This window comes from Parviterribacter multiflagellatus (assembly GCF_056863265.1).
Genome location: NZ_JBXPIZ010000009.1, coordinates 237,204 through 264,156 on the forward strand (window position 1 = coordinate 237,204; position 26,953 = coordinate 264,156).

The following is a 26,953-nucleotide window of genomic DNA, read 5'->3' on the forward strand; positions in this document are numbered from 1 at the left end:
GCGGCGGCTCACCCGGGCCGCCGCGCGCGCACCGCGACGTGCGGGACGCCCCACGCCATGACCACGAGCTGCTCGCGCCCGCGGGCGCTGAGGGCCAGGCGCGGGATCGACCGTCGCCGCGGCCGCGGGTGGCCGGTCCCGGTCGGGACGACGTAGATGCCGGTCGCCCGCTCGACGACCAGGCCGGCGGACGTGACCATCCCCAGCAGCCCGGCACGGTTGGGCTGCCACCGTGCCGGTTCGTCGGCGCCCTCCTGGCGCACGACCGGCCGGCGCGGCCACCGCAGCGATGCGCGGAGCTCGACCGCCTCGGCGACGACGACGCTGCCGGCGCACACGCCGCGGACGCGCTCCAGCGCGAGCACCGGGTGGCGCAGGTGCAGCAACGAGCCGACGAACACGACGTCGAAGTGGCCGGTCCTCGCGGGGTCGAGCGCGTAGACCGACTCCTCGCGCCGCTCCACGCAGGAGCCGAGCGCCGCCGCCGCTGAGCGGAAGCCCTCGGCGCTCCCCTGCCCCTCGTCGCCGTCGATCGCGACGACCTCGGCCGCGCCGCGACGCTCCATCTCGAAGGCCCAGAACCCGTCGCGCGTCCCGACGTCGAGGCAGCGCAAGCCGTCGAGCCGCTCGGGCAGCGGCACGCGCGCGGCGGCCGCGCGGGTGTCGAACCAGCCGGGCGTGACCTCGCCGTCCGGCAGCTCGATCGACTGGTACCAGTCGGTCAACGCCGCTCGATGTCGGCCAGGTGGCCGATGTTCGCGCGGTCGTCCTCGTCGGGGGACGGGGTGCCGCTCAGCCAGGCGTCGAGGATCTCCTCCAGCAGCGCCGCGGAGGTCGTCCGCAGCGACAGCGCGAGCACGTTCGCGTCGTTCCACTGCCGCGCGCCGGCGGCCGTCGCCGCGTCGCCGCACAGCGCCGCGCGGACGCCCGGCACCTTGTTGGCGGCGATCGACGCGCCGGTGCCGGTCCAGCAGCAGACGACCGCCTGGTCGGCGTCGCCGTCGGCCACCGCGCGTGCGGCGGCCTCGCTCGCCCACGCCCAGTCGGGTCGCTCGCCGTCCGCGAGCGCGCCGTGCGGCGTGACCTCGTGGCCACGCGCGCGGAGCTGCTCGACGACCGCGTCGGCGACGCCCGTGCGCTCGTCGCTGGAGACGGCGATCCGCATGCGGATCTGATCCTACGTGGCGCCGCCCTCCGCGAGCCGCTTGAGGCGCTCGAGCCGCGCGTCCCAGTCGGTCGCGAGCCCGTCGAGCCACGCCGCCGTGCGCTGGAGCGGCTCGGTCCGCACCGTGTAGCGGACCTCCTTGCCCTGCCGCCGCGCCTCGACGAGGCCGGCGCGGTCCAGCACGCCGAGGTGCTTGATGACCGCGGGGCGGCTGACCGGGAGCTCGCCGGCCAGGCCGGTCGCCGTCGCCTCACCCCGCTCGGCGAGCAGGGTGAGGACGCGGAACCGCGTCGGGTCCGCGAGCGCGGCGAAGACCGGGCCGGCAGGCTCCGCGGTGCTCACGCGAGCTGGCGCTCCGCGTGCGCGGCGAGGTGGCCGAGCTCCTGGACCCAGCCGCGCTGGTTGCCCTCGTAGGACTCGGTGCGGCCGGCGTCCGGCCCGGCCAGCGAGCTGAAGCCGGACTCGAGCACGGTCACGCGCGTGCCCGCGCCGGCGGCGGCGAGCGTGAACTCGACGAGCGTCGACGTCTCCGGCGTCAGCTCGGGCGCGTCCGAGAGGTGGTTCGCGCGCCAGCGGAACGCGAACCGGTGCGGCGGCTCGACCGCCTCGACGCGGGCCTCGTGCTCGCCGTACTCGCTCCAGCGGAGCGCGAGGCGGCCGCCGGGCCGCAGGTCGATGTCCGCGCCGGCGTCGGCGAACCAGGCGCCGAGGTGGTCGGGCTCGGTGATGAGCGCCCAGACGCGCTCGACCGGGGCGTCGATGGTGATCTCGCGGGTGATCTGGTCGGGGACCATGGGTGCCTCCTTGGCGGCAACGGAGTTCAGTGTAACCGCATGGTGACACGTCTCGCGCTGTCGTGCAACCCTGGGGTTACACGAGCGAGGAGCGGTCACCTCGGCGACGACGCCGGAGGCCCGGGCGCCAGCCGACCGGACGTCCGGGTACGCTCCCCGGAGTGACGCCGCAGGTCACCGCGACGGGCATCAAGGACGGCGATCCTGCCGTCTTGCGCGCGCTGGTCGACCGGCGCGGCGCCGCCGTGCTCGCGTACTGCGAGCGCGCCTGCTCGCCGTCGCTCGTGCTGGAGGCCGTGTCGGACGCGTTCGCGCGCTTCCGCGCCGCGGTGATCGCCGCCGAGCGCCCCGGCGACCTGCATCCGGAGGTCGCACTCCTCTCCGCCACCCGGCTCGCTGCCGCCGCGCGCTCGCCGCGCCCGCCCGCGCCGCCGGTGCCCGATCCGAGCGCCGGGCTGGGCCGTCTGCTCGCCTCGACGGCGAGCCTGGAGATCGTGCCCGAGCTGCTGCTTCGCCGCGCCGACGGGCGGCTGTCCGACGCCGAGGAGGCCGTGCTCGAGGACCTGCTCGACGCGTCGCCGGTCGCACGGGCGCTGGAGGAGCGCTTCTCCGACGCCGAGGACGCGTACCGGACCGCGCCGCGCGACGCGCTCCCGCCCGCGCTGGCCGAGCAGATCGTCCGCACGATGGCCGAGGCCGACGGGCCGATCCCGGTCTCGCGGCCGCCGGTGTTCGAGGACCCGACGGTGGAGATCGACGCGGTCGCGCCGGACGCGGCCGAGCCCGCGCCGGCTCCCCCTCCCACGTCGCCCGCCGCCGAGACGCCGCGGTTCGCCCGTGCGGTGGAGCCCGAGGAGGGCTCGGGCTTCTTCCCGCGGCGCCTGCGGCGGAAGAAGAAGCAGGAGCAGGGGGAGACTGCGGAGGAGGCCGGGCCGTCGTTCACGCCGCTCGATCCGCCCGCCGTCGAGGAGCCGGAGCCGGAGGTCGAGGCGCCCGGCCCGACGATGGAGTGGCAGGTCCCGGACGAGAGCGCCGACGAGCAGCTCGCCGCGGAGGCCGAGGTCGCGCGCGCGACCGACCCGCCCGAGGAGGAGGCCGAGCACGTCCAGTCGGCCTCCGGCGCCGTCGAGCAGACGGTGGAGATGGACGCGCTCGCCGCGGACCCGGAGGACGAGGAGGCGGCCGCGGAGGAGGAGCCGGTCGACCTCGCCGACCCGGTCGAGGACGTGGAGCCGGAGGACGACGAGCCGGAGGCCGAGCCGGCGGACCTCGACGTGGAGGCCGATACGGAGACGGACGCCGAGCCCGAGGCGGTCGCCGTCGCGCCGGAAGGCGACGACGACGCCGCGGACGAGGACGTGCGCGAGGAGGACGAGGACAAGGACGACTCCGCTCCCGCGCCCGAGCCGCCACCGCCGCTCGCCGCCGCCCAGCCGCACGCGCACGCCCACCCGCCCGCGCCGCCGCACGAGCACCGCCGCTCCCTCCCCGGCCGCGCGACCCTCCTCCCCGCGCTCGCGGTCGTGGCCATCGCCGCGGTCGGCGCGATGGTCGCCTCTGGCGTGTTCGGCGGCAACGACCCCTCGCCGCCGCTCGACACCGGCATCGTGCCCGAGCGCGCGCAGCAGGCCGTGCCGGAGGGCGAGGCCGCGTCGGTCGTCGACGACCTCCGCGCCGCGTCCGCCGAGGCCCGCCGCAAGCGCCTCGCCGACCAGCGCGCGGCCGGGATCGTCCCCGCCGGCGAGGGCACGGAGAGCCCAGACCTTGGCACCAGCACGCCCGAGGTCACCACGCCGGACGACGAGGGCACCGCCACGACCGGCGGCGCCGCCACCACCGGCGGCTAGTCCTTCACGCGCCTCGCACGGCGTCGTGCGGCAACCTGGCGAGAGGTTCACGCGCCAGAAGCGATGCAAACCGACACTTGACGCACCGGAAGTCGCTGCATTGGGCATCCTCGCAGCAGATCGGAGCTGTCCTCCTGATCGTACGAACCGCTGGGCGCCAGCGAGGCCGGCCAAGCCCCCGGCCGGTCTCGCCCGTCCGGCGCCTCTCAGCCGGCCGCGAGCCGCTCGCGCACCGACGCGAGGAACTTCGCGTGGAGCGCGTTCTCGTCGCACAGCTCCGGGTGGAACGAGATCGCGAGCAGGTTGCGCTGGCGGACCGCGACCGGGTGGCCGTCGACCTCCGCGAGCACCTCGACGTCGTCGCTCCACGACGCGATCCACGGCGCGCGGATGAAGATCGCGTGGACGCGCTCGCCCTCGATCTCCAGGTCGGTCTCGAAGGAGTGGATCTGCCGGCCGAACGCGTTGCGGCGCGCGTCCACGTCGAGCAGGCCGAGGTGCGTGCGGTCGAGCATGATGAGCCCGGCGCACGTCCCGAACACGGGCGCCCCCGAGCGCGCGAACTCGCGCAGCGGTTCGGCCAGCCCCTCGCGCTCGATCCCGAGCGTCATCGTCGTCGACTCGCCGCCCGGCATCACCAGGCCGTCGAGCCCGTCGAGGTCGGCGACGGTCCGCACCTCACGGACCTCCGCACCGAGCTCATGCAGCATCCGTGCGTGCAGGGCGAAACCGCCCTGCAGCGCGAGAACGCCGATGAGGGGCGCGGGCGTGACGGCTACCAACCGCGGCCGGCGAAGACCTGGTCGCTCTCGAGCTTGCGCGCCTCGAGCGACTCCATCGTCTTGCCGAGGCCCTCGGACGCCGCGGCGATGCGGGCCGGATCCTCGAAGTGCGTCGTGGCCTCGACGATCGCGCGGGCGCGCGCCTCCGGGTCCTCGGACTTGAAGATGCCCGAGCCGACGAAGACGGACTCGGCGCCGAGCTGCATCATCAGCGCGGCGTCGGCCGGCGTGGCGATGCCGCCGGCGGAGAACAGCGGGACCGGCAGCTTGCCGGCCTCGGCGACGCCGCGGACGATGTCGAGCGGCGCCTGCAGCTCCTTCGCGGCGACGAAGAGCTCGGCCTCGTCGAGCATCGTGAGGCGGCGGATCTCGCCCTTGATCGAGCGCATGTGGCGCACGGCCTCGACGATGTCGCCGGTGCCGGCTTCGCCCTTGGAGCGGATCATCGCCGCGCCCTCGCCGATGCGGCGCAGGGCCTCGCCGAGGTTCGTGGCGCCGCAGACGAACGGCACCTTGAACTGCCACTTGTCGATGTGGTGCGCCTCGTCCGCGGGCGTGAGGACCTCGGACTCGTCGATGTAGTCGACCTCGAGCGCCTCGAGGACCTGCGCCTCGACGAAGTGGCCGATGCGGGCCTTGGCCATGACCGGGATGGTCACGGCCTCCTGGATGCCCTTGATCATCTGCGGATCCGACATCCGCGCGACGCCACCGTCGCGGCGGATGTCCGACGGGACACGCTCCAGCGCCATGACGGCGGCGGCGCCCGCCTTCTCGGCGATCTCCGCCTCGGCCGGCGTGACGACGTCCATGATGACGCCGCCCTTCAGCATCTCGGCCAGGCCGGTCTTGACTCGGAACGTGGACTCGTCGCGCATACCGCGACCAGTCTAGAACGCGGCTACTTCAGGCGGAACGCCTTGATCCGCTCCTCGTACTGCCCCTCGTCGCGCGCGTAGACCCCGAAGGCAAGGGCCTGGATGAGGCTCAGCAGCGCGGTGTGCGAGCGCGCGTAGGCCGGCGAGTTGGACGAGTAGTACAGGCGGATCTGCGCAAGCTTGGCCACCTCGGAGAGCGTGGCGTCGGTGATCGCCACCGTGGGCGCCTTGCGGTGGCGGGCGAGCTTCATCGCGCGGGTGACGAGCGGGTGCGGACGACCGGCGGACAGGCCGATGACGAGCGTGCGCTCGTCGATGCGGGAGAGGCGGCCGAGCGCCTCCTGCGACGGCGACGCGGCGACCTCGGCGCGGAGGTCGAGCAGCATCAGCAGGTGGCGCATGTACGACGCGAAGAACGCCATCTGGTCGGTGCCGACGAGGAGCACACGATCGGCGGTCGCGATCGCCTCGATGGCCGCCTCGACCTGCGAGCGCGACGCCTTGCGCGCGGTCTCCTCGACGTTGCTGTGGTCGGCCGCGAGCGCGGTCTCGAACGGCGACATGTCGAGCGCGAACAGCGGCGCGGTCTCGGCGCCGCCGGGCGTGCCGACGCGGCGGCGGTACTCGTCCCGCGCGGCGCCCTGCAGCTCGGGGTACCCCTCGAACCCGAGGGCCTGCGAGAAGCGCACCACCGTCGAGCTCGACGTGTTGGCGCGCCGCGCCAGCTCCTCGGCCGTCTGGAACGCGACCTCGTCGAGGTGGTCGACGATGTACTGGGCCACGTCCTTCTGCGAACGGGAGAACTCGTCGAATCGGGCCTGGATGTACTCCGACAGGGCCTGCGGGCCGGCGTCGATGGGCATGGTGGCGGTCGTCGTGACGGTGCGCTTCATGGGCGGACCGATCTTCGACGTGGGTCACGGCCATCCCTTCAACGCACCACACGTTTGAGTGAGTCATCGCGGGTGGCTGGCGCGGCGGGACATCGCCGCGAGACCCGCTCAAACGCACGACGCCCCCGCCTGTCTCCGGACAGGCGGGGGCGTCGCTGGGTGAGCCGTCGGATTCCGCCCTTGGGCTCACCACGTCGAGGGCCGGGGCCGGGGGGATATGTGCGCCGAGTCCGGACCCTCGAGGTCTGTGTGTACTTCAGGCCGTACCCGCCGCCGATCGCGCGGCAAACGGCGGATCATGCCGCCTTTCGCGCCAAGCCCTACAGGCGCGGGCCGAGCTTCAGGACGGCGCGCGGGACCATCACGGACGGCAGGTCGTCGAGCTCCCGCGGGAGCCGCGCCTGGACGGTGACCATGTCGCCCGCCCGCAGCTGCGCGCCGTCGGGTTCGAACCCGCTCACGCGCGCGTGCCCGAGGTCGAGCGTCACGGTCCGCCCGCAGAAGCGCTCCGCGGGCCCCGTCGGCCCCGCCGCGGCGTCGACCCGGAGCACCGCGCTCCGGCCGTCCGGCTCGACCCAGCGGAGCGGACCGGCGAGCACGTAGTTCCCGCGCGTGCGGTGCGGCTGGCGCAGCTTGAGCATCCCCCGACCTCCTAGGCGTTCGTGCCGATCGTGACGTGCGACTACCCCGGGCGCCGCTCCTGCATGTGCGGGGCGTGCGGCGGGAGATCTGCGCCATCCCCAGGCGCCTCGTCCCCGGTCACGGCGTGCTCACGGCGCCCATCGCCTGTGCGATCGCGAGCGGGTCGTCGCGCCCGCGCGCCACGGCCTCCTCGTACGCGTCGTCGCCCAGCTCGGTGCGCAGCGCGAGCGCGACGCCCTCGACCGCACGCCGCTCGATCGGCGGCAGCGGCCCGCCCGCCGCGGCGCGGACGGCGTCGGCGGCGCCCTGCAGCTCGGCCCCGGTCCGCGCGTCCTCGATCTGCGCGGCGAGCGCGTCGAGCACCCGCGCGACGAGGCGCCGGTCGCCGGAGTCGATCGCGCGCGCGAGCGCGAGCTTGAGGAGCTCGGCCGCGTCCTGCGGGTCGGTCACGCCGCCCTCGAACAGCAGCGCGGTGGCGATCGCTGCGTTCACGCCGATCGTGTCGCGCTCCTCGCGCTCGACCGCCTCCAGCACCATCCGCGCCTCGCGGTACCGGGTCGCCGCCACGCGCGCGTCGCCGTCCATCCGCGCCAGGTGGCCGGCGGACATGACCGCGTACCAGCGCTCGGCGGGGCCGGTGAGGAGCACCCAGCCGCCGGCGTTGGCGGGCGCGGTCAGCTCGGTGCAGCGCCGCCACAGCCAGGCGGCGTGCTCGAACCGCTCGCGGCGCAGCTCGACGAGGCCGAGGTCGTGGAGGATCGGGCCGAGCCGCTGCGGCACGGTCGCCTCCCCCACCTCGCGCGCCCGCTCCAGCGCGCCTGCGGCGTCGTCGTAGGCGCCGAGCGCGACGCCCACGCGCGCGAGGTTGACGCTCGCGATCATCAGGCCCCACACGTCGTTGCAGCGCTCGAACGCCTGCACGGCACGGCGCGAGAGGCGCTCGGCCTCGACCAGCTCCCCGAGCACGAGCCGCACGAACGCCTGCCAGCCGCTCGTCATCCCGCGGATCCACAGCTCGCCGCGGACGGTGAACCGGTCCTCCAGCCCCTCGAAGTCCTCCAGCGCGCCCGCGACGTCGCCGCCGAGCAGCCTCGCCGTCGCCCGGTAGGCGCGGGCGCGGTCGCGCCAGCGGTCGTCGGTGGCGGCGTCGAGCGCGTCGGTCGCGGCGGTCGCACCCTGCTCGACCAGGCCGTGCAGCGTGAGGAGCCCCGCCTGGAGCGTGAGCGCGGGGACGCGCGCCTGGGGCTGGCCGACGGGAAGCCGCAGGACGCGGGCCAGGCGTGTGCGTGCGCGGGTGCTGTCGCCGAGGCCGAAGTCGAGCACGCCGAGCGCGCTGGCGAGCGGGAGGCCGAGGTCGGCGTCGCCCTCGTCGAGCGCGAGGTCGATCGCGGCGTCGAGGTCGGGCCGATGGGGCGCGAGCGCGCGCCGGACGGCGTCGACCCCCTCGGCGTACAGGCGGCGGCCGTGGGTGTCGGCGACCGCCGCGGCCCAGCTCGCGTGGCGGTGGAACGTGGACTCCAGCGCGCCCCGCTCCTCCAACCGCCGGAGCCCGAACTCCCGCAGCGTCTCCAGCATGCGGTAGCCGCCGTCCTCGGCCGCGACCATCGAGCGGTCGACGAGCGAGACGAGCAGCTCCGGGATGCGGTCGCGGTCCACCGCCCCGCCGCCCGCGACGCGCTCGGCGGCCTCGATCGTGAACGGCGCGCGGAAGACGCACAGGCGGCAGAACAGCTCCTGCTCGGCGGCGGGGAGCAGGCCGAAGCTCCACGCGACCACCTCGCCGAGCGTCCGGCGGCCCCGCGCGCCCTGGCTGCCGTCGTCCGTGGCCTCGCCGAGGAGGCCGAAGCGGTCGTCGAGCCGCGACGCGACCTCGTCGACCCCCAGCGCGCGGACGCGGGCGGCGGCCAGCTCGAGGGCGAGCGGGAGCCCGTCGAGGCGCGCGCAGATCGCGCTGACCGCGTCGCGGGTCGCGTCGTCGAGGCGGAACGCGGGCTGGACGGCCTGGGCGCGCTCGACGAAGAGCCGGGGCGCCTCGGTGCCCTCGGGGTCGAACGGGCGGATGTCGAGGATGGCCTCGCCCAGCGCGCCGAGCGCCTGCCTGCTGGTGGCGAGGACGCGGACGCCGTCGGCCTCGGCCAGGACGCGCTCGACGACCCGCGCGACGCCCGCGGCGAGGTGCTCGCAGTCGTTGAGGACGAGGAGCGTCTCGCGGCCGGCGAGCCGCTCGCACAGCGTGTCGATCGCCTCGCGCCCCTCGTCCTGGAGGTTCGCGCCGGTCGCGCCGAACGGCAGCGCGTCGAGCATCGCGGACGGGATCTGGTCGGGCGATTCGAGGGCCGCCAGGTCGACCAGCCAGGCACCGTCGGTGAGCTCGTCGACGAGCTCGCGCGCGGCCTCGATCGCGATGCTCGACTTGCCGACGCCGCCGGGCCCGGTTGCGGTGACGAGGCGCTGGAGGCGGAGCTGGTCCTGGACGTCGACGACCTCGGCGCGGCGGCCGACGAAGCTCGTGACGCGGGCGGGCAGGTTCGTGCGGCGGGCGGGCGGGGCGTTGGCGCCCGCCGCGGTTCCGGCCGGCTGCGCGACGGCGGCGACCTGGTGGCTGAGGATGTCGCCCTCCAGCCGGCGGAGGTCCTCCGAGGGTTCGAGGCCGAGGTCGAGCAGGCGGTCGGCGGTCGCGCGGTAGACCTCGAGCGCCTCGACCTGCCGGCCCGCGCGGTAGAGCGCGAGCATCAGCAGCGCCGCGAGGCCCTCGTGGTGCGGCTCGTCGCGGACGACGCGCTCCAGTTCGGGGAGCGCCTCGGCGTGGCGTCCGAGGTCGAGCAGCGCGCGGAGACGGCCGTCGACCGCGCGGAGGCGCAGCGCGTCGAGGCGGCGGATCTCGGACGCGAGGCCGTCGAACTCCTCGACGTCCGCGTACGGGCGGCCGCGGACGAGGCCCAGCGCCTGCTCATAGCGGACGAGCGCCTCGGCAGCCGGAAGGCTCGCGGCGGCGTCGATCGTGCGCGCGAAGCGGTGGGCGTCGATGGCGTCCGCGGGCACGTCGAGCCGGTAGCCGGTGCCGTCGCGGACGAGCACGCGCTTGCCGTCGGCGAGCGCGCTGCGCAGGTGGGAGAGGCGGACCTGGAGCGACTTCTCGGCGGTCGGCGGCGCGTCGTCGCCCCAGACCGCGGCGACCAGCTCCTCGGCGCTGCGCGGCTGCCCGTGATGGACCAGCAGCGCTGCCAGCACCGCGCGCTCCTTGCGCCCCGAGATCCGGCTGGCGGTCTCGGCGTCGGAGGCCACCTCCAGAGGGCCGAGCACGCGGAAGTCCATTGCACGCGCGACTCTACGCGCGGCGGACGCGCCGGTGGGGTTTTCTCTTGGAGCCTTCGGAGGCTCTCTACGCGGCGGTCTTGCGGGGCTCCAGCGCGGCGTCGCCGCGGGCGGCGGCGCGGAGCATGGTGTGCAGGCGCTCGCCGGCGCCGGCGGGCGGGAGCGTGACCTCGACGTCGATCGTGCCGGGCTGGCGGTCGACGACGTGCGGCTCCCCCAGCAGCCCGACCAGCTCCTGGATCGGCCGGTTCGTCGCGAGCATCGTGCCGCGGAACCGCTCCACGCCCTCCTCGCGCGCGCGGTCCGAGAGGAGGTTGAGGAGGACCGTCCCGACGCCGCGCCCCTGCCAGTCGTCGGCGACGGTGACGGCGAACTCGGCGGCCTGCGGGTCGTCGGCGAAGCGGACGTAGCGCGCGACGCCGATCCCGTCGCCGGTCGCCGCATCGATCCCGACGAGCGCCTCGTGGTCGTGGTGGTCGACCTCGGTCAGGTACCGCAGCTGCGCGCTCGTGAGCCGCCCGACCGGCGCGAGGAACCGCTTGTAGCGCGATTCGGGCCCGAGCCGCTCCATGCCCTCGCGCAGGGCGTCCTGGTCGTCGGGCGCGATCGGGCGCACGTGGATCTCGGTGCCGTCGAGGAGTCGGACGCTGCGCAGCTCGGTCGCCATGTCGCGTGGAGCATGCCGGAACGACGACGAGCCCGGCGCCGCGCGTCGCAGGGCGCGGGGCCGGGCCCGGGAACCGCCTGTCCCTGGCGGCGTCGTCTGCCGGGTCAGCCTGCGGCGCGGAGCGCGTCGGCCTTGCCGGAGCAGTCGTACAGGCTGCTGCTCGTGGAGCTGGTCGAACCAGTCGCGTCACTGGTCGAACCAGTCGTGCTCGTGTCGACCGGCGTGCAGGTGCCGGCGACGGTCGTGAGGACGTCGCTGGCGCCGACGCGACCGTCCTGCATCCCGCCGCCGCCCTGGCCGTCGGTGACGAACCAGCGCAGCTCGCCGGACGCGACGCGGTCGGCCAGCCAGTCGATCGTGACCTGGCTCTCCCGCCCGGAGAACCCGCCGATCGCCGCGACCTGCACGTCACCGCCCGCGATCACCTGCTGCGCGGCGCCGGACTGGCTCGACACGGCGATCGTGCCGCCGCCGTTGGCCTGGACGTACGCGACCGCGGTGGAGAGCGACTGGCTGCCGCCGCCGAACATGCCTCCCCCGCCGCCGCCGCCGAACCCGCCGCCCCCGCCGAAGCTCGGCGCGCCGCTGGTCCCACCAGTTCCGCCACTGGTCCCACCAGTTCCGTTGCCGGGCATCGCCGGGGGCGCGCCGCCGCCCTGCAGGCCCTGCGGCGGGGCGCCGCCGCCGAAGCCGCCGCGGCCGCCGCGGCCGCCACCGCCGCCCGGGCCGCCCATCGTGGACGCCGAGGTCGGGCCGCCGGCCGGGAAGGTGCCGCTGGTGGCGTGGTCCAGGGTCTGCACCGCCCACGTGCCCGGCGCGACGAGCAGCAGCCCCATCACCGCCGCGACGACCGCCGCGCGCAGCTTCGGGACGCCACCGAAGCGGTCGAGCGCGAGCGCCGCCCCCGCGGCCACCGCGCCGACGACGAGCACCGGCGGCAGCCACGACAGCGACTCGGGCTGGTCGTCGAGCACGACGAGCGTCGTGATGACGCCGCCCGCGATGGCGAGCGGGCCGAGCAGGCGGACCGCCCAGCGCGAGACCGCGTCGGCGCCGTTGCCGCGCAGCGCCGCGCCGTCGCGCGCCATCACGCCGACCCCGGCGCCGACCAGCGCCGCGGTGAAGGGCGCGAGGAGCGAGACGTAGTACGGGTGGAAGATCCCCTGCGCCTTGCTGAACGCGACAGCGCTCACGAGCCACGCGCCGCCGACGGCGATCAGCCAGCCGGTCCGCGCGTCGGTCCGGCGCAGGCGCGTGAGGACGAGCACGCCGGCGCCCGCGACGAGCGCGAACCCGAGCAGCCAGCCGGCCTGCCCGCCGAGCGCCTCGTTGAGCAGGCGCAGCGGCCCGGTGTCGCCACCGAACACACCGCCCGCGCCGCCGCCCGGGCCACCGCCGGCGTTCCCGCCCGGCCCGCCGTCCTGCCCGAACAGCCGCCCGAGCCCGTTGTAGCCGAGGATCAGCGACCAGATCGAGTTGTCGCTCGTGCCCGACACCCACGGCCGGTCTGCGGCGGGCGTCAGCCACACCAGCACCGGCCACGCGAGCCCGACGGCGAGCATCGCCGCGCCGCCGATCAGCAGCTGCTTGGCCGCGTCGAGATGGTCCCGGAGGACGAACCCGTCACGCGCGGCGGCGCGCGGCGCGACCCACAGCCACGCCGCGACGATGCCCGGCACGACCATCAGCGCCGCGGCCATCTTCGCCTCGAAGCCGAGCCCGACGAACACGCCCGCCCACACGAGCCACTTCGTCCTACCGTCCTCGAGCCCGCGCACCAGCGCCCACAGCGCGGCGACCGAGCACAGGACGAGCAGCGCGTCGGGGTTGTTGTGGCGGGAGACCGCGACGGTGATCGGCGTGAGCGCGAACGCGAGGCCCGCGGCGAGGCCGGCCGCCCGCCCGAACCGCCGCGCGACGATCGCCCAGACGAACCCCGCCGTCGCGACGCCCATCAGCGCCTGCGGCACGAGCAGCGACCACGAGCCGAACCCGAACGCGCGGGCCGACAGCGCCTGGATCCACGAGGACAGCGGCGGCTTGTCGACCGTCATCACGCCGGCCGCGTCGAACGAGCCGTAGAGGAACGCGTGCCAGCTCTCCGTCATCGACTTGACGCCGGCGGCGTAGTACGAGTTCGCGTACCCGTTGAGGTCGAGCGCCCACAGGTTCAGGACGGCCGCGACGGCGAGGAGCGCGAGCAGCTCGGGCCGCGCCCACGCGCCCCGCGCCGCCGCCCGCAGCCGCGCGGCGATGGGGCGTGAGGTGGTGGTGGCCCGTGCGCCGGCGGAGACACCCGCAGCCGTGCCCGCAGGCGCGGCGGCGCTCGCCGCCGCGACGGCCTCGTCGCGCGGCTCACCCGCGCGCGGCCCGAAGATCGCCGGGGTGCTCATGCGCCCGCCTCCGCCGACGCGGCGGCCACCGCGCGGACCTGCCGCCCGCGCCGCGCGAACACCCAGCTGCGCAGCGCGACGAACCGCGTCACGGTCGCGCACACGCTCGCCGCGATCAGCACGGCGAGCTCCACCGCGCGCGCCGGCGCGACGTCGATCGCGTGCAGGACGCCGAGCGCCCCGCTCGTCAACCCGAGCGTCAGGACGAACACGACCGCGCCCATCGCGTGCTGGCGCAGCAGCCCTTCGCGCCCACGCAAGCGGAAGGTCAGCCTCCGGTTCGCCTGCGTGTTCCCCACCGCGGTGACCGCGAGCGCCACCGCGTTCGCACCCCCGGCGCCGAGCCCACCGCGCAGCAGCAGGTAGAGCAGCGCGTAGGCGAGCGTCGACACGACGCCGACCGCGAGGAACCGCGTCAGCCGTGCGCCCGCGAGCAGCCGCACGATCCCCCGCAGGTCGTCCATCGCGGTGCGGACGATGTCCACGCGCGAGTCCGGGTCGTCGGTCCAGTCGACCGGCACCTCGTGGATCCGCCGGCCGTCGCGTTGCGCGAGCACGAGCAGCTCGGTGTCGAAGAACCAGGCGTCGTCGCGCACCTGCGGCAGCAGCTCGCGCGCGACGTCCGCGCGGATCGCCTTGAAGCCGCACTGCGCGTCGCTGAACCGCGCGCCGAGCGTCGCGTGCAGGATCGAGTTGTAGGCGCGCGAGATCAACTCGCGCTTCGGCCCCCGCACCACGCGCGAGCCCGCCGCCAACCGCGTCCCGATCGCGACGTCGCTGTGCCCGCTCACCAGCGGGGCGATCAGCGGCAGCAAGGCGCGCAGGTCGGTCGACAGATCGACGTCCATGTACACGAGGACGTCGGCGTCGCTCCCGCCCCACGCCGCGCGCAGCGCCCGCCCGCGGCCCTTCTGGTCGAGCCGGAGCGCCGCGACGCCGTCGAGGTCGTCGGCCAGCGCGCGGGCCACCCGGGCGGTCTGATCGGTCGAAGCGTTGTCGGCGATGACGATCCGCCAGCGGTACGGGAGCTCCTCGCTGAGGTACTCGTGCAGGCGCCGGATCGAGGGCGGCAGCGCGCCCTGCTCGTTGTACACCGGCACGACGATGTCCACCCGCGCGGCCGGCTCCGGCCGCCGCCGCGCGAGCTCGGCCCTTGGTGGCCGGAAGAGGGTCGCTGCTGAGGTCATGGCAGCACGATCGACCCGCCCTGCGAGAGCCGCCCCAGACGACCCTGAGAGCTCGCTGAGACCGCACGTTCTCAGCTTCCTCTCAGGTTCCACACAGCTCCGCCACACCCGCGCGGGGGAACATCACCGCCATGACCTCCAGCCGGATCACCCGCCGCCGCGCGCTCGCCGGGCTCGGGAGCGTGACGCTCGGCTCGCTGCTCGCCGCGTGCGGGAAGGACGAGCCGGCGCCGAACGCGGACGCGACCACCGCCACCGTCGAGACGACTACCGGCGGCACCACGACCGTCCAGCCGAAGACCGCCACCGCCACCGATGCGGCGCAGCTGCTCGACCGCGAGGGCGCGGCGTCCTGCTCGCTGACCGCCGAGCAGACCGAGGGCCCGTACTACTTCGACGCCGACGCGATCCGCTCCGACATCCGCGAGGACCGCGACGGCACGCTCCTGCGCCTCGCGATCCGCGTCCGCGACGCCGAATCGTGCGAGCCGATCGAGTCCGCCGTCGTCGACCTCTGGCACTGCGACGCCGGCGGCGCGTACTCCGGGTTCGAGCAGGGCGGCTCCACCGAGGGCGAGCGGTTCCTCCGCGGCGCCCAGGCGACGAACGCCGACGGCATCGCCGAGTTCCGGACGATCTACCCCGGCTGGTACCAGGGCCGGACGGTCCACATCCACGCGAAGGTCCACCTCGACCGGCAGACCGTCCTCACCACGCAGCTCTACTTCGACGACGAGGTCACCGACCGCGTCCACGCGAAGGCGCCCTACACCGACCGCGGCGCGCGCGACATGCGCAACGACGCGGACGGCATCTTCGACCAGCGCATGATCCTCTCCCTCGCCGAGCAGACCGAGACCGAGGTGCTCGGCGCGATCTCCCTCGACGTCCGCAAGGCATGACCTCCACCGCGCCCGACCCCCACCGCATCCTGGTCGTCGACGACGAGCCCAACATCGTCGACGTCGTCTCGATGGCGCTCCGCTACCAGGGCTTCGAGGTGGAGTCCGCAGGCACCGGCCAGGGCGCGATCGACCAGGTCGCCGCGTTCAAGCCGCACCTGATGGTCCTCGACGTGATGCTTCCCGACATGGAGGGCTTCGACGTCGCCGAGAAGCTGCGCGCCTCCCGCGCCGACGTGCCGATCGTCTTCCTCACCGCGCGCGACGCGACGCCCGACAAGATCCGCGGCCTGACGACCGGCGGCGACGACTACGTCACCAAGCCGTTCAGCCTCGAGGAGCTCGTCGCCCGCATCCGCACGATCCTGCGGCGCACGGGCGCCGTCGAGGAGGAGTCGCACGAGCTCGTCTTCGAGGACCTCGTCATGGACGAGGAGACGCGCGAGGTCACCCGCGCGGGCGAGCCGATCGAGCTCACCGCGACGGAGTACCGCCTTCTGCGCTACTTCCTCCTCAATCCGCGGCGGGTTCTCAGCCGTGCCCAGCTGCTCGACAACGTGTGGGAGTACGACTTCGGCGGCGACGGGCGCGTGCTCGAGACGTACGTGAGCTACCTGCGCAAGAAGCTCGACAAGCACGGGCCGCCGCTCATCCACACGGCGCGCGGCATCGGCTACGCGCTGCGCCTGCCGCGATGATCCGGCTCGCGTCGCTGCGTGCCCGGCTGCTCGCCGGGGTGATCGCGCTGGCGACCGTCGGGTTCCTCGTCCTGGGCGCGGTCGTCTACACCCAGCAGCGCAGCTTCCTCAACGACCGCGTCGACGAGCAGATCCAGACCGCGGAGCGGGCCGTGTCGCGCGCGCTGGCCGAGCAGAACGGAACCGCGCTGCCGCCGTTCGACAAGGGCGGAGGCGGCGGGCCGGGCGGCGGACGCGAGCCCGGGTTCTCCCTCACCCCGGGCGTCTACGGCGAGTCGCGCAACGCGGCCGGGGACCCCGTCGGGAGCCCCGTCGTGCTGACGTTCGACGAGACGGAGCCCTCCCCGCCGGACCTGCCGGCGGACGTGCGGGTCGGCGACCTCGTCACGGTCCCGTCCGAGGACGGCTCGCTCGACTACCGCGTGACCGCGTTCCCGGCGCCGAGCGGCGGGACGACCGTCGTCGCGTTCCCGCTGTCGGAGGTCGACGCGCAGCTCGACCGGCTGCTGCTGACCGAGGGCGTCGTGATCGGGGTCGTGCTGCTGCTGATGGGCGGCGTCGGCTTCTACGTCGTGCGCATCTCGCTGCGGCCCCTCGACCGGATCGGCGAGACCGCCGGCCGCATCGCCGCGGGCGACCTGTCGCAGCGGGTCTCCCCCGCCGACGACCGCACGGAGGTCGGCCGGCTCGGCGTCTCGCTCAACGCGATGCTCCACCAGATCGAGGAGGCGTTCGAGGAGCGGCAGGAGAGCGAGGACCGCCTGCGGACGTTCCTCGCGGACGCGTCGCACGAGCTGCGCACGCCGCTGTCGTCGATCCGCGGCTACGCGGAGCTGTACCGGATGGGCGCGGCGCGCGACCCCGACGGCGCGGAGAAGGCGATGAGCCGGATCGAGCAGGAGGCGGCGCGGATGGGCGTGCTCGTCGAGGACCTGCTCCTGCTCGCCCGGCTGGACGAGGTGCGCGACGCGGTCCGCGAGCCGGTCGACGTGGCCGAGCTGGCCCGCGACGCGGCCGACGACGCGCGCGCGGCGGCGCCCGACCGGCCGGTCGTGCTGCAGGCAGCCGAGGAGGACACGGTCGTGCTCGGCGACGCCGACCAGCTCCGCCAGGTCCTGCTCAACCTCACCCGCAACGCGCTGGTGCACACGCCGCCGGGGACGCCGGTGACGGTCGCGGTGGCGCGCCACGGCGGGCGCGTGCGGCTCGAGGTGCGCGACGAGGGGCCGGGCCTGCCGCCCGCGAACGGCGACGCGCTGTTCGAGCGCTTCTGGCGCGCCGACAACGTCGCGCGCGGGCGCGGCCCGGCGGGCGCGGGGCTCGGCCTCGCGATCGTCCACGGCATCGTCACCGCGCACGGCGGGACCGTGCGCGCGTCCAACGTGCCCGGCCACGACGGCAGGCCCGCCGGCGCCCGGTTCGTCGTGGACCTCCCCGCGCACTGACGTCCCGCTACCCTGTCCGCCGAAGGGAAGTACCCCTGCGAACGGCGCGTTCGTCAGCACGGTCCAGCGATCTGGGCCCGGCGCGTCGGTCCGAGCTCCTCCGTGCGAGGCCCCGGACGGGAGAAACCTCCAAACCCGCCTGCCTGCCCAGGCAGCTCGTTCTGGAGGCTCGTCCACACCCATGCCCGCACTCGCCTGGATCCTGCTCGCCGTCGGCATCGTCGCGCTGCTGCTCTTCGACCTGAAGGGCCACCGCCACGAGGGCGCGCAGCCGACGCTGAAGGCCGCCGCCTGGTGGTCGGCGGGCTGGACCGCGCTCGGCCTCGCGTTCACCGGCGTCATCGCCGCGATCTCCGATCGTGACGCCGCTGCAGGCGAGTACCTGCAGGGCTTCCTGATCGAGAAGTCGCTGTCGCTCGACAACCTCTTCGTCTTCGCGGTCCTGCTGGCCTACTTCAGCGTGCCGGTCGCGTCGCAGCGCCGCGTGCTGATCTGGGGCATCGCCGGCGCGATCGTCCTGCGCACGATCTTCATCCTCCTCGGCGCCGCCGCGCTGGACGCCTTCCACGCGACGATCTACATCTTCGGCGCGTTCCTCGTCATCACCGCGATCCGCCTGGCGATGCAGGGCGACGACCACGACGTGGACGTCGACAACACGTTCGCGATGCGGACGCTCCGGCGCGTGATCGCGGTCGGCGACTACGACGGCTCCAAGTTCTTCTCCACCGCGAAGGACACCGGCAAGCGCATCGCGACCCCGCTGCTCGCCTGCCTCGTGATGGTCGCCGCGTTCGACGTCCTCTTCGCCGTCGACTCGGTCCCGGCGATCTTCGCGATCTCCCGCGACACCTACGTGGTCTTCGCCGCGAACGCGTTCTCGCTGCTCGGCATGACGAGCCTGTACTTCCTGCTCAAGGGCATGATGGACCGGTTCCACTACCTGAACATCGGCCTGGCCGTGATCCTCGGGTTCGTCGGCGTGAAGATGCTCCTGACCGACGTGTGGCACATGCCGTCGTGGCTGTCCTTCGTGGTGATCGTGCTGACGCTCGCCGTGGCGGTCGGGGCGTCGCTGGCGCGGCCGCGGGCGGCCGGGCACGGCGACGGCGCGGACACCCCCGAGGGGGCGCCCGCGCCGCGGTCCGACGAGGACGTTCAGCTGGCCGAGACCAGGTAGAGCGTCCCCGAGCCGGTCTCGACGTCCTCGACGACCGTCCCGTGCTCCTGGATCCACTCCTGGAGCGCGGTGGACGTCGAGCCCGGCCCGCCGCGCCCGCCGCCGTCGCCTGACAGCAGCACGTACTTGAGCTCCCCGTCGGCGACCATCTGCGCGAGCTGGTCGGCCGTCGGCACCGGGTCGCTGCCCGTGAACCCGCCGATCGTCACGACCGCCTCGCCGGTCTCGATGATGATCGGCGCCGTGGTCTGGGAGCCGCTGGCGGCCAGCAGGTACTTCGCGCCGTCGCGGTGCTCCTGCAGGTAGGTGATGAGCTCGTCGGAGACCGAGCCGCCGCCCATGCCGCCGCCGCTCGGCGGGCCGCCCGTGGTAGCGCCCTGAGGCGGGGCGCCGCGCATCGCGCGACCGTCGAAGCCGCCGCCACCGCCCGGGCCGCCGCGCATCCCGCCCTGGCCGACGGACGCCGGCCCGGCGAGGACGTTGTTGCCGTTGAGCGAGCGGTCGACGGAGGCCACGGAGTACGAGGCCGGGCCGGCGGCGATCGCGAACGTGCCGGCGACCAGCGCGAGCGCGAGGGCGGCGCGGGCGCGGCCGTGCGGGAACCGCAGCGCGACGCCCGCGAGGATCGCGACGCCCGCCGCGACCGGGATCGCCACCCGCAGCCACGGCGCGAAGTCCGGCGTGCGGCTGAGCAGCTCGACCGCCATCCACGCGGTCCCGCCGACGCCGGCCGCGAGCGCGCCGTAGGCCGGCCACGACCGCCGGGCCGCGCGCGCCAGCGCCACGACGCCGCCGCCGGCCAGCGCCGCGACGGCCGGAGCCATCGCGCTCACGTAGTACGGGTGGAACGTGCCCTGCGCCTTGCTGAAGATCACGACGTGGACCAGCGCCCAGACGCCGAACAGGATCCAGCCGGCGCGTGCGAGGTCGGTCCGCGCGGCGCGGCGGGTGAGCCACAGGCCCGCGACGAGCGACAGGCCCGCCAGGGGCAGCAGCCACGCGATCTGCGCGCCGACGTTCTCGTTGAAGAGCCGCAGCCAGCTCGGCACGCCGCCGAACGACGCGCCCTGCCCGCCACCGCCGCCCATGCCCTCGCCGCCGGTCAGGCGGCCGAAGCCGTTGTAGCCGAGGATCAGGTTCCACACCGAGCCGTCCTCGCTGCCGCCGATGTACGGCTTGGAGCCCGGCCACAGCGTCACCACGAGCGGCCACGCGGCGCTCACCGCGACCATCGACACGCCCGCCAGCGCGAGCTGCTTGACGCGCGTGAGGAGCGCAGGGCGCCCCGCGAGCAGGTAGACCGCGCCGAGCGCCGGCACGATCATCCAGCCCTGGAGCATCTTCGTCATGAACGCGAGGCCGACGAGCGCGCCGGCGAAGACGAGGTGCAGCGTCCGCTCCGACTCGAGCGCGCGCACGACGAAGTACGCGGCGGCGACCATGAGCAGGATCAGCAGCGCGTCGGGGTTGTTGACGCGCGCGACCGCGACCGAGATCGGCGTCACCGCCAGCAGCGCCGCCGCGGCGAGGCCGGCCGCGTCGCCGAAGACCCGCCGGACCGTCGCGAACAGCAACGCCACCGCGCCGATCCCGCACAGCGCCTGCGGCAGCAGCATCGAGAAGCTCCCGAACCCGAAGATGCGGGCGCTCAGCCCCATGAGCCAGATCGAGAGCGGCGGCTTGTCGACCGTGATGAAGCTGCCGGGGTCGAGCGCGCCGAAGAACCACGCCTTCCAGCTCTCGCTCGCCGACCGCACCGCCGCGGCGTAGTACGTGTTCGACGTGCCGTTGATCGTCAGGTCCCACAGGCACAGGACCGCGGCGAGCAGCAGCACGGCGACCAGGCCGGGCCTGACCCAGCGGGGCTGGCCGGGCGGCGTCGCAGCGCGGCCGAGGCGGCCGCGCAGGCCGTCGGGTTGGCCCGGGCGGCGCGCGGCGCGATCGCGCGGAGGCGCAGGCGCACTGGGCCGCAGGGCGGAGACGTAGTCGCTCATGGGAGCGAGCATCGGGGCGGTCCGCGAGGTCGCTGTGAGAGGAGGCTGGGAGCCACCTGAGACCGCCGGCGCGCCCGCGGCTCGACCGGACGTCCCGCGGCGCCTAACGTCCGCGGGCGCTCGCGCGTCGTCCGTCCGATGCTCCGCCTCGCCCCGCTCCTCCTCGCCGCGCTGACGCTCGCCGGCCTCCTGCTCGCCCGCTCCCCCGCCGCCGCCGGCGCGTACGTCGTCGGGCTCGCCGACCAGAACGCCGCGACCTGGCAGGATGGCCGCGCGACCGCGCTCGGGCTCCGCTACGCGCGGCTCGTGGTGCCCTACGACGCGGCGACGACCGAGCCCGCGCGGGTGCAGCACTGGCTCGAAGTCGTGCGCGCGGCGGGAGCCGAGCCGCACGTCGCGTTCGAGCACCCGCGCGCGACGCGCTGCCCCGCCGCGCCGTGCAGCGCGCCGAGCCGGGCGCAGTACGCGGCGGCGGTGCGCGCGTTCATCGCCCGGTTCCCCGCGGTGCGGACGTACACGACCTGGAACGAGGCCAACCACCAGTCGCAGCCGGTGAGCGGGCGGCCGGAGCTCGTCGCGGGGTACTACGAGGAGCTGCGCGCGGCGTGCGCGGGCTGCGCGGTCGTCGCGGGGGCCGTGCTCGACTCCGGCGCGTACGTCGCGTGGCTGGAACGGTTCCGCGCGGCCACGAGCGCCGACCCTCAGCTGTGGGGCCTGCACAACTACGGCGACGCGACCTACCAGCGGACGACCTCGACCGACGCGGTGCTGCGGACGGTGCCGGGCGAGCTGTGGCTCGAGGAGACGGGCGGGATCGTGACCCTGCGCGGGCTCTCGGGCGCCGTCACGCTGACCACGAACGAGACCCGGGCGGCTGCGGCGGTGCGGCAGGCGTTCACCATCGCGCGCGGGCGCCCGCGGATCGGGCGGCTGTACGTCTACCATTGGCGCGCGGGCGCACGGGACCGGTTCGACGCAGGGCTCGTGCGACCCGACGGCTCGCTGCGGCCGAGCTACGCCGCGCTGGTCGAGCAGCTGCGCGGGCCGGTCGCGGCAGCGAAGACGGCGGCCTCGCTGCGGTGGACGGCCGTGTGGAGCGCGAAGAAGGGCGCGCGGACGCTGGTCGTGCGCGCGCGGTGCCGCGCGGCGGACCGGCGGTGCCGCGGGACGGTGCGGGCGTCACTGCGGACGCAGGACCGCGGGACGTCGCGCGTGCTCGCGAAGGCGCTCGGGTCGCGGACCTACCGGACGACGGCCGCGCACGCGACGTTCACCGCGCGGCTGCGGGTGTCGAAGAAGCTGATCGCGCGGGCGCGGCGGGCGCGGCTGCGGACGGTCGTGCTCGTGGTCCACCCGACCTCGCCGTCAGGCTCGAGCACGACCGTGCGCGTGCGCGTGAAGGTCCCGCCCAAGCGCTGAGCCGCCTAAGACTGGGTGGCGTCGCTCGGTGTCGTGGTGGCACCGTCCTGCGCCGGGGGCTGGCCGCCCTGCGCGCCGTTCGGCGGCGCCGGCATGCTGTCGGCCAGCGCGTCGGCGACCGTGTCCTCGTCGAGATCGAGCGCCTCGGCGAGCTTCGCCGCCATGCCGGACTGGTCGGGCGGCTGGCCGGTCGTGCCGCTGCCGGACTGGTCGGGGCGGAGCTCCTGCATCGCGGTCTGCAGCTCCGACTCGCTGACGCCGAGCGTCTCTGCGAGCGCGCTGACGTCCGGGCCGCCGCCCTGCGGCGCTTGATCGCTCGTGCTCGGCTGCTGCTGGGTGGTGGACGTCTGCGCCGACGAGGCGCTCGCGGTCTGCGCGGCGTCGTCGGACGAGGAGGCCGCGCCGCATCCGGTCGCCACGAGGGCGGTGGCACCGAGCACGGCGAGGAGCTTGCGCTTGCGGTTCTTCATGGGTTCGAGGATCGGCGGGCCGGCTGGGCGCGCCGTGCGCCGCGGCTGGGAGCTCGCTGAGCGGCGGCGCGCTCTCAGGTTCCTCCCAGGTTCACCACACGCCGGCCTCAGCGTGCGGGCCGATGCTCGCTCCGTGCTCCCCTCCTCCGAGACCCTCGCGCGCCGGCTCACCGCTGGCGACGACGGCGCGTTCACCGACCTCTACCGCCGCTTCGCGCCGCGGCTGCGGGCGTACGCGCGGTCGGTCGTGCGCGACGAGCACGAGGCGCAGGACGTGGTGCAGACCGCGATGCTCCGCGCGCTGTCGGCGCTGCGCGGCGGGTCGGGTGGCGGGCTGGGGCCCGCGGGCGCGGTCGAGCCGTGGCTGTTCCGGATCGTGCGCAACACCGCGATCGACGTCGTGCGCCGCCGCCGCGAGCACGCACCGCTCTCGGAGCTGGCCGACCACCCGCGCCTCGTCGCGCCGTCGGTCGCCGACGTGGTGCTCCGGCGGGAGGCGTGGCGGGCGGTCGTCGCTGACGTCCGTGCGCTGCCGCCCAAGCAGCAGCGTGCGCTGGTGGAGCGGGAGATCGCTGGGCGCGACTACCCGGACGTCGCCGCCCGGATGGACGTCACCCCGCTCGCCGCGCGCCAGTCGGTCTTCGCCGCGCGGCGTCGCCTGCGGCAGCGTGCGGTGCTTCGCGCCGCCGCGTAGCCCGCGACGGCGCGACGCCCGCTCCTCCTCCGAAGTGCGGCTCCGGACGGGGCCGGCGCTGTCCCGTCCCCGGCCCCGTCCGTCGCTCGCATGTCTCGTCCGGGTGGGTCAGGCCCGGCCGCGTCATTCAAGGTACGGAGGCGTCGGGGCTCTCCCAATCGACCGCCCGTCGGAGATTCCCGCGGGGCGCTTCGACCGGTGGGAAGAGGTGTGGCGAGCCGCACGAACGGCCGTGTCGTCGCGGCGTACCGCCGACGGCCGGCGCGGCGCTACCCCTCGTCCAGCAGGAAGCCGTCGGGGAAGGGGTCCGTCGGGTCGAGGACGTGCTGGCCGAACGCGCTGATCCACGCGCTGCCTTCGACCTCGGGGATGACCGCGGGAACGCCGCCCTCGTCGGCGGCGGCGACGATCGTGGCCGTGAAGGTGCGGTCGAGGAGCGAGCGCTGGACGAACGTGTCGCCGACGGCCAGCTCCCCGCGCGCGGCGAGCTGCGCGACGCGCGCGCTCGTGCCGGTGCCGCAGGGCGAGCGGTCCAGCCAGCCGGGGTCGATGGCGACGGCGTTGCGGCCGCCCTCGGGCGTCCGCTCCACCAGCTCCACGTGCGCGACCGGCCCCACGTCGCCCAGCACCGGGTGGGCCGGGTGACCGAGCGCCTGCACCGCGCGCATGATCGCCATGCCCGTGCGCAGCAGCCGCGGCGCGTGCTCGGGCGTGATGGCCAGGCCGACGTCGGCGGCGTCGAGGATCACGTACCAGTTGCCGCCGTACGCGAGGTCGTAGGTCACCTCGCCGAGCCCGTCGACCGCGAGCGTCGTCCCGGCCTCCAGGACGAACGACGGCACGTTGCGCAGCCGGACGCTCACCGCGCGCCCGTCGCGCACCGTGACCGTCGTGCGCACGAGCCCGGCGGGGGTGTCGAAGACGACCTCCGTCTCGGGCTCGGTCGCCGGCACGAGCCCGGTCTCCACCACCGCGGTCGCCGCCCCGATCGTGGCGTGGCCGCACATCGGCAGGAAGCCCCACACCTCGAGGAAGAGCAGGCCGAAGTGCGCGGCCGGGTCGCACGGCGAGGTCAGCACCGCGCCGGCCATCGAGCGGTGCCCGCGCGGCTCGCGCATGAGCAGCATGCGCGCCGCGTCGTGGCGGGCCGCGAAGTCCGCCTGGCGCTCGCGCATCGTCGCGCCCTGCAGCGGCGGCACGCCCGCGGTGAGCACGCGCGTCGGCATCCCCTCCGTGTGGGTGTCGACGACGGTGAGGAGCGTCCGCGAGCGCATCGCCGCTACTCGGCCTCGCGGCGGACGATGCCGAGCGGGTTGCCGTCCTGCAGCTCGGCCGGCAGCGCCCAGGCCGGCGCGTTCTGCCACGCCACCGGGCGCGTGAACCGGCGGTGCGCCGTCAGGCCGACGGACGTGGTCGCCGGCGCGGACGTCGCCGGCCACGGGCCGCCGTGGACCATCGCGCGCGTCACCGCGACGCCGGTCGGCACGCCGTCGAACACCACGCGGCCCGCGATCGACGCCAGCCGCCGTGACAGCAGCGCGGCCAGCTCCCCGTCCTCCTCCTCCGCGTGGAGCGTCGCCGTGAGCTGCCCGCCCGCGCGCTCGAGCACGCGCAGCAGCTCGCCCTCGCCGGTGTACGTCAGCGCGATCGCGACCGGGCCGAAGTGCTCGTGCCAGACCTCCTGCTCGTCCAGCAGCTCCGACGCGCGACCGGTGTAGAGCGCGAACACCCGCTGGTAGCCCGGCGCCGGGTCGCCGGCCGGCGCCGCGCGCTCCAGCCCTTCGACGGCGTCGAGCCGCCCGAGGTCCTCCCCCACGGCCGCGCACAGGCGGCGGTTGAGCATCGGCTGCGGCCCGACCTCGCCGAGCCGCGCCGCCAGCTCGTCGACCAGCGCACGACCGTCCGCGTCGTCGGGGACGAGCACGAGGTTCGGCTTCGTGCACAGCTGCCCCGCGTTGCCGGCCAGGCTCACCGCCAGCGCTGAGGCGATCTCCCCCGCGCGCACGCGCGCCGCTCCGGGCGTCACGACGACCGGGTTGACGCTCCCCATCTCCGCGTAGACCGGGATCGGCACCGGCCGCGCCGCCGCCCGCCGGGTGATCGCCGCGCCCGCCGCGAGCGAGCCCGTGAACCCGATCGCCGCGATCGGCTCGGCGTCGACCAGCCGGCCGGCCAGCTCCACGTCGTCGGTCAGCAGGTGGCTGACCACGTCGTCCGGGAGCCCCGCGGCCACCGCGCCCCGCCGCAGCGCCTCCGCCACCAGCAGGCCCGTCGCGGGGTGCGCCGGGTGCGCCTTCACCACGACCGGGCAGCCTGCCGCGAGCGCCGACGCCGTGTCGCCGCCGGCCGCGCCGAACGCCAGCGGGAAGTTGCTCGCCCCGAACACCGCGACCGGCCCGACCGGGACCTCCATCCGCCGCACGTCGGGCCGCGGCGGTGTCGCGTCGGGCACCGGCGCGTCGAGCATCGCGTCGAGGACCTCGCCGTTCTCCGCGACGCCGGCGAACGCGCGAAGCTGCCCGGTCGTCCGCGCGAGCTCGCCGTTGAGCCGGACCTCGCCCAGCCCGGTCTCGGCGTCGCACGTGGCGACGATCCGCGCGCGGTCGGCCTCGAGGGCGTCGGCGCACGCGCGCAGGAGCGCCGCGCGGGCCGGGAGCGGGCGCAGAACGCCGTCGTCGTGCAGGGCCGCCGCGCGGGCGACGAGCGCGTCGAGCTTCTCCGCTCCGTCGGCGGGCAGCTGGTCGAGGATCGTGGCCGTGCGCGGGTCGACGGACGCGATGGTGGGGTGGTCGGCAGGCATTGGTTCCGCTACGGTACCAGTCCGGTCCGATGACAGAACCACCCCGCACCGTCCCCCGCCTCGACGTCCTCCCCGTGCGTGTCAGCCAGCGCCACGAGCAGGTCGCCGAACACCTCCGGCACGCCGTCGCCACGGGCCGCATCGCCGCGGGCGAGCGCCTGCCCTCCGAGCGCGAGCTGGCCCAGCGGATGGGGGTCGGCCGCAACGCGGTGCGGGAGGCACTCGCGCTGCTGCAGGTCGAAGGGGTCGTCGAGACGCGGCAGGGCGCCGGCTCCTTCGTCCGGGCGGACGCGCTCGACGCGCTCCTCCACCAGCCCGAGGAGCCGTCGGACACGACGAGCCCGTCCGAGCTGCTCGACGCGCGCCTCATCGTCGAGCCCGAGACGGCCGCGATCGCCGCGCGCGTCGGCGGCGCGGACGCCGCCGCGGCGCTCATGCCGTACGTGGACGCGATGGAGGCCGCCGGCGACCCGACCGACCCCGACCAGCGCGCCCGCTGGAACGAGGCCGACCGTGCCTTCCACCGCGCGATCGCCCACCTCTCCGGCAACTCCGTCCTGTTCCACATGGCCGCCCACGTCGCCGAGATGATGGACGAGCCGCTGTGGCAGCAGCTGCGCGACGACTCCATCGCCGTCCCCGGCAGGACGCGCATCCACATGGCCGAGCACCGCATGATCCTCGAGGCGATCGCCGCCGGGGACGAGGGCGCCGCCCGCCTGTACGCCGCGGAGCACCTCAAGCGGGTGCGCCGCTACATGACCCTCGACTGACCAGGACCAGGAGCC

Annotated in this window: 24 protein-coding genes; 8 read left to right on the forward strand and 16 right to left on the reverse strand. The window is 75.3% G+C overall.

Going from position 1 to position 26,953, the window contains the following annotated elements; translation table 11 throughout:
• Window positions 1-8: 8 nt before the first annotated feature.
• From AC1UE5_RS20200 to AC1UE5_RS20215, 4 genes are read right to left on the reverse strand one after another with little or no spacing between them, the layout of a single operon-like run.
• A complete protein-coding gene (locus AC1UE5_RS20200; protein ID WP_482926890.1) occupies window positions 9-725 on the reverse strand; it encodes a class I SAM-dependent methyltransferase in 717 nt (238 codons plus the stop codon).
• Window positions 722-1,165, reverse strand: coding sequence for an RpiB/LacA/LacB family sugar-phosphate isomerase (locus tag AC1UE5_RS20205; protein ID WP_482926892.1), 444 nt, complete (start codon window positions 1,163-1,165; stop codon window positions 722-724). Before AC1UE5_RS20205 ends, AC1UE5_RS20200 begins: the two co-directional genes overlap by 4 nt.
• Before the next feature lie 12 nt (window positions 1,166-1,177).
• The gene (locus tag AC1UE5_RS20210) at window positions 1,178-1,507 is read right to left on the reverse strand and encodes an ArsR/SmtB family transcription factor (protein ID WP_482926894.1); all 330 of its coding nucleotides are present in this window, start codon (window positions 1,505-1,507) and stop codon (window positions 1,178-1,180) included.
• Window positions 1,504-1,959 carry an SRPBCC family protein gene (locus AC1UE5_RS20215; protein WP_482926896.1) on the reverse strand — a complete coding sequence of 152 codons (456 nt, stop codon included), beginning with the start codon at window positions 1,957-1,959 and terminating at the stop codon, window positions 1,504-1,506. The genes AC1UE5_RS20210 and AC1UE5_RS20215 overlap by 4 nt, the downstream gene beginning before the upstream one ends.
• Before the next feature lie 161 nt (window positions 1,960-2,120).
• On the opposite strand from AC1UE5_RS20215, the gene AC1UE5_RS20220 reads away from it, so the two are divergent.
• Window positions 2,121-3,806 (forward strand): hypothetical protein, encoded by a 1,686-nt coding sequence (locus tag AC1UE5_RS20220; RefSeq protein WP_482926898.1) that lies wholly within the window; start codon window positions 2,121-2,123, stop codon window positions 3,804-3,806.
• A gap of 206 nt (window positions 3,807-4,012) precedes the next feature.
• Here the strand turns inward: AC1UE5_RS20220 and pdxT are convergent, their stop codons facing one another.
• From pdxT to AC1UE5_RS20260, 8 genes are all read right to left on the reverse strand, one after another.
• A complete protein-coding gene (pdxT, locus tag AC1UE5_RS20225) occupies window positions 4,013-4,588 on the reverse strand; it encodes a pyridoxal 5'-phosphate synthase glutaminase subunit PdxT (RefSeq protein ID WP_482926900.1) in 576 nt (191 codons plus the stop codon).
• Window positions 4,582-5,466, reverse strand: coding sequence for a pyridoxal 5'-phosphate synthase lyase subunit PdxS (gene pdxS, locus AC1UE5_RS20230; RefSeq protein ID WP_482926902.1), 885 nt, complete (start codon window positions 5,464-5,466; stop codon window positions 4,582-4,584). Before pdxS ends, pdxT begins: the two co-directional genes overlap by 7 nt.
• A gap of 23 nt (window positions 5,467-5,489) precedes the next feature.
• Window positions 5,490-6,359: a MurR/RpiR family transcriptional regulator gene (locus tag AC1UE5_RS20235; RefSeq protein ID WP_482926904.1), complete on the reverse strand. Its 870-nt coding sequence runs from the start codon at window positions 6,357-6,359 to the stop codon at window positions 5,490-5,492.
• Between the two features lie 320 nt (window positions 6,360-6,679).
• Window positions 6,680-7,000, reverse strand: coding sequence for a hypothetical protein (locus tag AC1UE5_RS20240; protein ID WP_482926906.1), 321 nt, complete (start codon window positions 6,998-7,000; stop codon window positions 6,680-6,682).
• A 118-nt stretch (window positions 7,001-7,118) separates the two neighbouring features.
• Window positions 7,119-10,316, reverse strand: a complete 3,198-nt coding sequence (locus AC1UE5_RS20245; protein ID WP_482926908.1) for an AfsR/SARP family transcriptional regulator — start codon at window positions 10,314-10,316, stop codon at window positions 7,119-7,121.
• 67 nt (window positions 10,317-10,383) lie between these two features.
• The gene (locus AC1UE5_RS20250; protein ID WP_482926910.1) at window positions 10,384-10,983 is read right to left on the reverse strand and encodes a GNAT family N-acetyltransferase; all 600 of its coding nucleotides are present in this window, start codon (window positions 10,981-10,983) and stop codon (window positions 10,384-10,386) included.
• A gap of 104 nt (window positions 10,984-11,087) precedes the next feature.
• Window positions 11,088-13,376, reverse strand: coding sequence for a glycosyltransferase family 39 protein (locus AC1UE5_RS20255; RefSeq protein ID WP_482926912.1), 2,289 nt, complete (start codon window positions 13,374-13,376; stop codon window positions 11,088-11,090).
• Window positions 13,373-14,563: a bifunctional glycosyltransferase family 2/GtrA family protein gene (locus AC1UE5_RS20260; protein ID WP_482926914.1), complete on the reverse strand. Its 1,191-nt coding sequence runs from the start codon at window positions 14,561-14,563 to the stop codon at window positions 13,373-13,375. The genes AC1UE5_RS20255 and AC1UE5_RS20260 overlap by 4 nt, the downstream gene beginning before the upstream one ends.
• A gap of 131 nt (window positions 14,564-14,694) precedes the next feature.
• Between AC1UE5_RS20260 and AC1UE5_RS20265 the strand changes: the two genes are divergently transcribed.
• The 4 genes from AC1UE5_RS20265 (at window position 14,695) to AC1UE5_RS20280 (ending at window position 18,788) form a co-directional block, all read left to right on the forward strand.
• Window positions 14,695-15,465, forward strand: a complete 771-nt coding sequence (locus AC1UE5_RS20265; protein WP_482926916.1) for an intradiol ring-cleavage dioxygenase — start codon at window positions 14,695-14,697, stop codon at window positions 15,463-15,465.
• Entirely contained in the window at window positions 15,462-16,163 is a 702-nt protein-coding gene (locus tag AC1UE5_RS20270) for a response regulator transcription factor (RefSeq protein WP_482926918.1), read from the forward strand. The genes AC1UE5_RS20265 and AC1UE5_RS20270 overlap by 4 nt, the downstream gene beginning before the upstream one ends.
• Window positions 16,160-17,608 carry a sensor histidine kinase gene (locus tag AC1UE5_RS20275; RefSeq protein ID WP_482926920.1) on the forward strand — a complete coding sequence of 483 codons (1,449 nt, stop codon included), beginning with the start codon at window positions 16,160-16,162 and terminating at the stop codon, window positions 17,606-17,608. The genes AC1UE5_RS20270 and AC1UE5_RS20275 overlap by 4 nt, the downstream gene beginning before the upstream one ends.
• A gap of 181 nt (window positions 17,609-17,789) precedes the next feature.
• Window positions 17,790-18,788: a TerC/Alx family metal homeostasis membrane protein gene (locus tag AC1UE5_RS20280; RefSeq protein WP_482926922.1), complete on the forward strand. Its 999-nt coding sequence runs from the start codon at window positions 17,790-17,792 to the stop codon at window positions 18,786-18,788.
• Here the strand turns inward: AC1UE5_RS20280 and AC1UE5_RS20285 are convergent.
• A complete protein-coding gene (locus tag AC1UE5_RS20285; protein ID WP_482926924.1) occupies window positions 18,767-20,782 on the reverse strand; it encodes a glycosyltransferase family 39 protein in 2,016 nt (671 codons plus the stop codon). The genes AC1UE5_RS20280 and AC1UE5_RS20285 overlap by 22 nt on opposite strands.
• A gap of 138 nt (window positions 20,783-20,920) precedes the next feature.
• On the opposite strand from AC1UE5_RS20285, the gene AC1UE5_RS20290 reads away from it, so the two are divergent.
• Window positions 20,921-22,201: a hypothetical protein gene (locus tag AC1UE5_RS20290; protein WP_482926926.1), complete on the forward strand. Its 1,281-nt coding sequence runs from the start codon at window positions 20,921-20,923 to the stop codon at window positions 22,199-22,201.
• A gap of 5 nt (window positions 22,202-22,206) precedes the next feature.
• On the opposite strand, the gene AC1UE5_RS20295 is transcribed toward AC1UE5_RS20290, so the two are convergent.
• Entirely contained in the window at window positions 22,207-22,671 is a 465-nt protein-coding gene (locus AC1UE5_RS20295; RefSeq protein WP_482926928.1) for a hypothetical protein, read from the reverse strand.
• A gap of 133 nt (window positions 22,672-22,804) precedes the next feature.
• On the opposite strand from AC1UE5_RS20295, the gene AC1UE5_RS20300 reads away from it, so the two are divergent.
• Entirely contained in the window at window positions 22,805-23,365 is a 561-nt protein-coding gene (locus tag AC1UE5_RS20300) for an RNA polymerase sigma factor (RefSeq protein ID WP_482926929.1), read from the forward strand.
• A 269-nt stretch (window positions 23,366-23,634) separates the two neighbouring features.
• On the opposite strand, the gene AC1UE5_RS20305 is transcribed toward AC1UE5_RS20300, so the two are convergent.
• Together AC1UE5_RS20305 and AC1UE5_RS20310 are read right to left on the reverse strand one after the other, a co-directional pair.
• Window positions 23,635-24,639: a proline racemase family protein gene (locus AC1UE5_RS20305; RefSeq protein ID WP_482926931.1), complete on the reverse strand. Its 1,005-nt coding sequence runs from the start codon at window positions 24,637-24,639 to the stop codon at window positions 23,635-23,637.
• 5 nt (window positions 24,640-24,644) lie between these two features.
• Window positions 24,645-26,165, reverse strand: coding sequence for an aldehyde dehydrogenase family protein (locus tag AC1UE5_RS20310; protein WP_482926933.1), 1,521 nt, complete (start codon window positions 26,163-26,165; stop codon window positions 24,645-24,647).
• 29 nt (window positions 26,166-26,194) lie between these two features.
• Here AC1UE5_RS20310 and AC1UE5_RS20315 point away from each other — a divergent pair, with 29 nt between their 5' ends.
• Entirely contained in the window at window positions 26,195-26,938 is a 744-nt protein-coding gene (locus AC1UE5_RS20315) for a FadR/GntR family transcriptional regulator (protein ID WP_482926935.1), read from the forward strand.
• The last annotated feature ends 15 nt before the right edge of the window (window positions 26,939-26,953 follow it).

Excerpts from the sequence above, each read along its gene's own strand:
- pdxS (WP_482926902.1), bottom strand. The coding sequence starts at position 5,466 with ATGCGCGACGAGTCCACGTTCCGAGTCAAGACCGGCCTGGCCGAGATG.
- AC1UE5_RS20270 (WP_482926918.1), top strand. The coding sequence starts at position 15,462 with ATGACCTCCACCGCGCCCGACCCCCACCGCATCCTGGTCGTCGACGAC.
- AC1UE5_RS20245 (WP_482926908.1), bottom strand. The coding sequence starts at position 10,316 with ATGGACTTCCGCGTGCTCGGCCCTCTGGAGGTGGCCTCCGACGCCGAG.
- AC1UE5_RS20280 (WP_482926922.1), top strand. The coding sequence starts at position 17,790 with ATGCCCGCACTCGCCTGGATCCTGCTCGCCGTCGGCATCGTCGCGCTG.
- AC1UE5_RS20315 (WP_482926935.1), top strand. The coding sequence starts at position 26,195 with ATGACAGAACCACCCCGCACCGTCCCCCGCCTCGACGTCCTCCCCGTG.
- AC1UE5_RS20205 (WP_482926892.1), bottom strand. The coding sequence starts at position 1,165 with ATGCGGATCGCCGTCTCCAGCGACGAGCGCACGGGCGTCGCCGACGCG.
- AC1UE5_RS20260 (WP_482926914.1), bottom strand. The coding sequence starts at position 14,563 with ATGACCTCAGCAGCGACCCTCTTCCGGCCACCAAGGGCCGAGCTCGCG.
- AC1UE5_RS20275 (WP_482926920.1), top strand. The coding sequence starts at position 16,160 with ATGATCCGGCTCGCGTCGCTGCGTGCCCGGCTGCTCGCCGGGGTGATC.
- AC1UE5_RS20295 (WP_482926928.1), bottom strand. The coding sequence starts at position 22,671 with ATGAAGAACCGCAAGCGCAAGCTCCTCGCCGTGCTCGGTGCCACCGCC.
- AC1UE5_RS20310 (WP_482926933.1), bottom strand. The coding sequence starts at position 26,165 with ATGCCTGCCGACCACCCCACCATCGCGTCCGTCGACCCGCGCACGGCC.
- AC1UE5_RS20285 (WP_482926924.1), bottom strand. The coding sequence starts at position 20,782 with ATGAGCGACTACGTCTCCGCCCTGCGGCCCAGTGCGCCTGCGCCTCCG.
- AC1UE5_RS20255 (WP_482926912.1), bottom strand. The coding sequence starts at position 13,376 with ATGAGCACCCCGGCGATCTTCGGGCCGCGCGCGGGTGAGCCGCGCGAC.
- AC1UE5_RS20215 (WP_482926896.1), bottom strand. The coding sequence starts at position 1,959 with ATGGTCCCCGACCAGATCACCCGCGAGATCACCATCGACGCCCCGGTC.
- AC1UE5_RS20235 (WP_482926904.1), bottom strand. The coding sequence starts at position 6,359 with ATGAAGCGCACCGTCACGACGACCGCCACCATGCCCATCGACGCCGGC.
- AC1UE5_RS20240 (WP_482926906.1), bottom strand. The coding sequence starts at position 7,000 with ATGCTCAAGCTGCGCCAGCCGCACCGCACGCGCGGGAACTACGTGCTC.
- AC1UE5_RS20265 (WP_482926916.1), top strand. The coding sequence starts at position 14,695 with ATGACCTCCAGCCGGATCACCCGCCGCCGCGCGCTCGCCGGGCTCGGG.
- AC1UE5_RS20305 (WP_482926931.1), bottom strand. The coding sequence starts at position 24,639 with ATGCGCTCGCGGACGCTCCTCACCGTCGTCGACACCCACACGGAGGGG.
- AC1UE5_RS20250 (WP_482926910.1), bottom strand. The coding sequence starts at position 10,983 with ATGGCGACCGAGCTGCGCAGCGTCCGACTCCTCGACGGCACCGAGATC.
- AC1UE5_RS20290 (WP_482926926.1), top strand. The coding sequence starts at position 20,921 with ATGCTCCGCCTCGCCCCGCTCCTCCTCGCCGCGCTGACGCTCGCCGGC.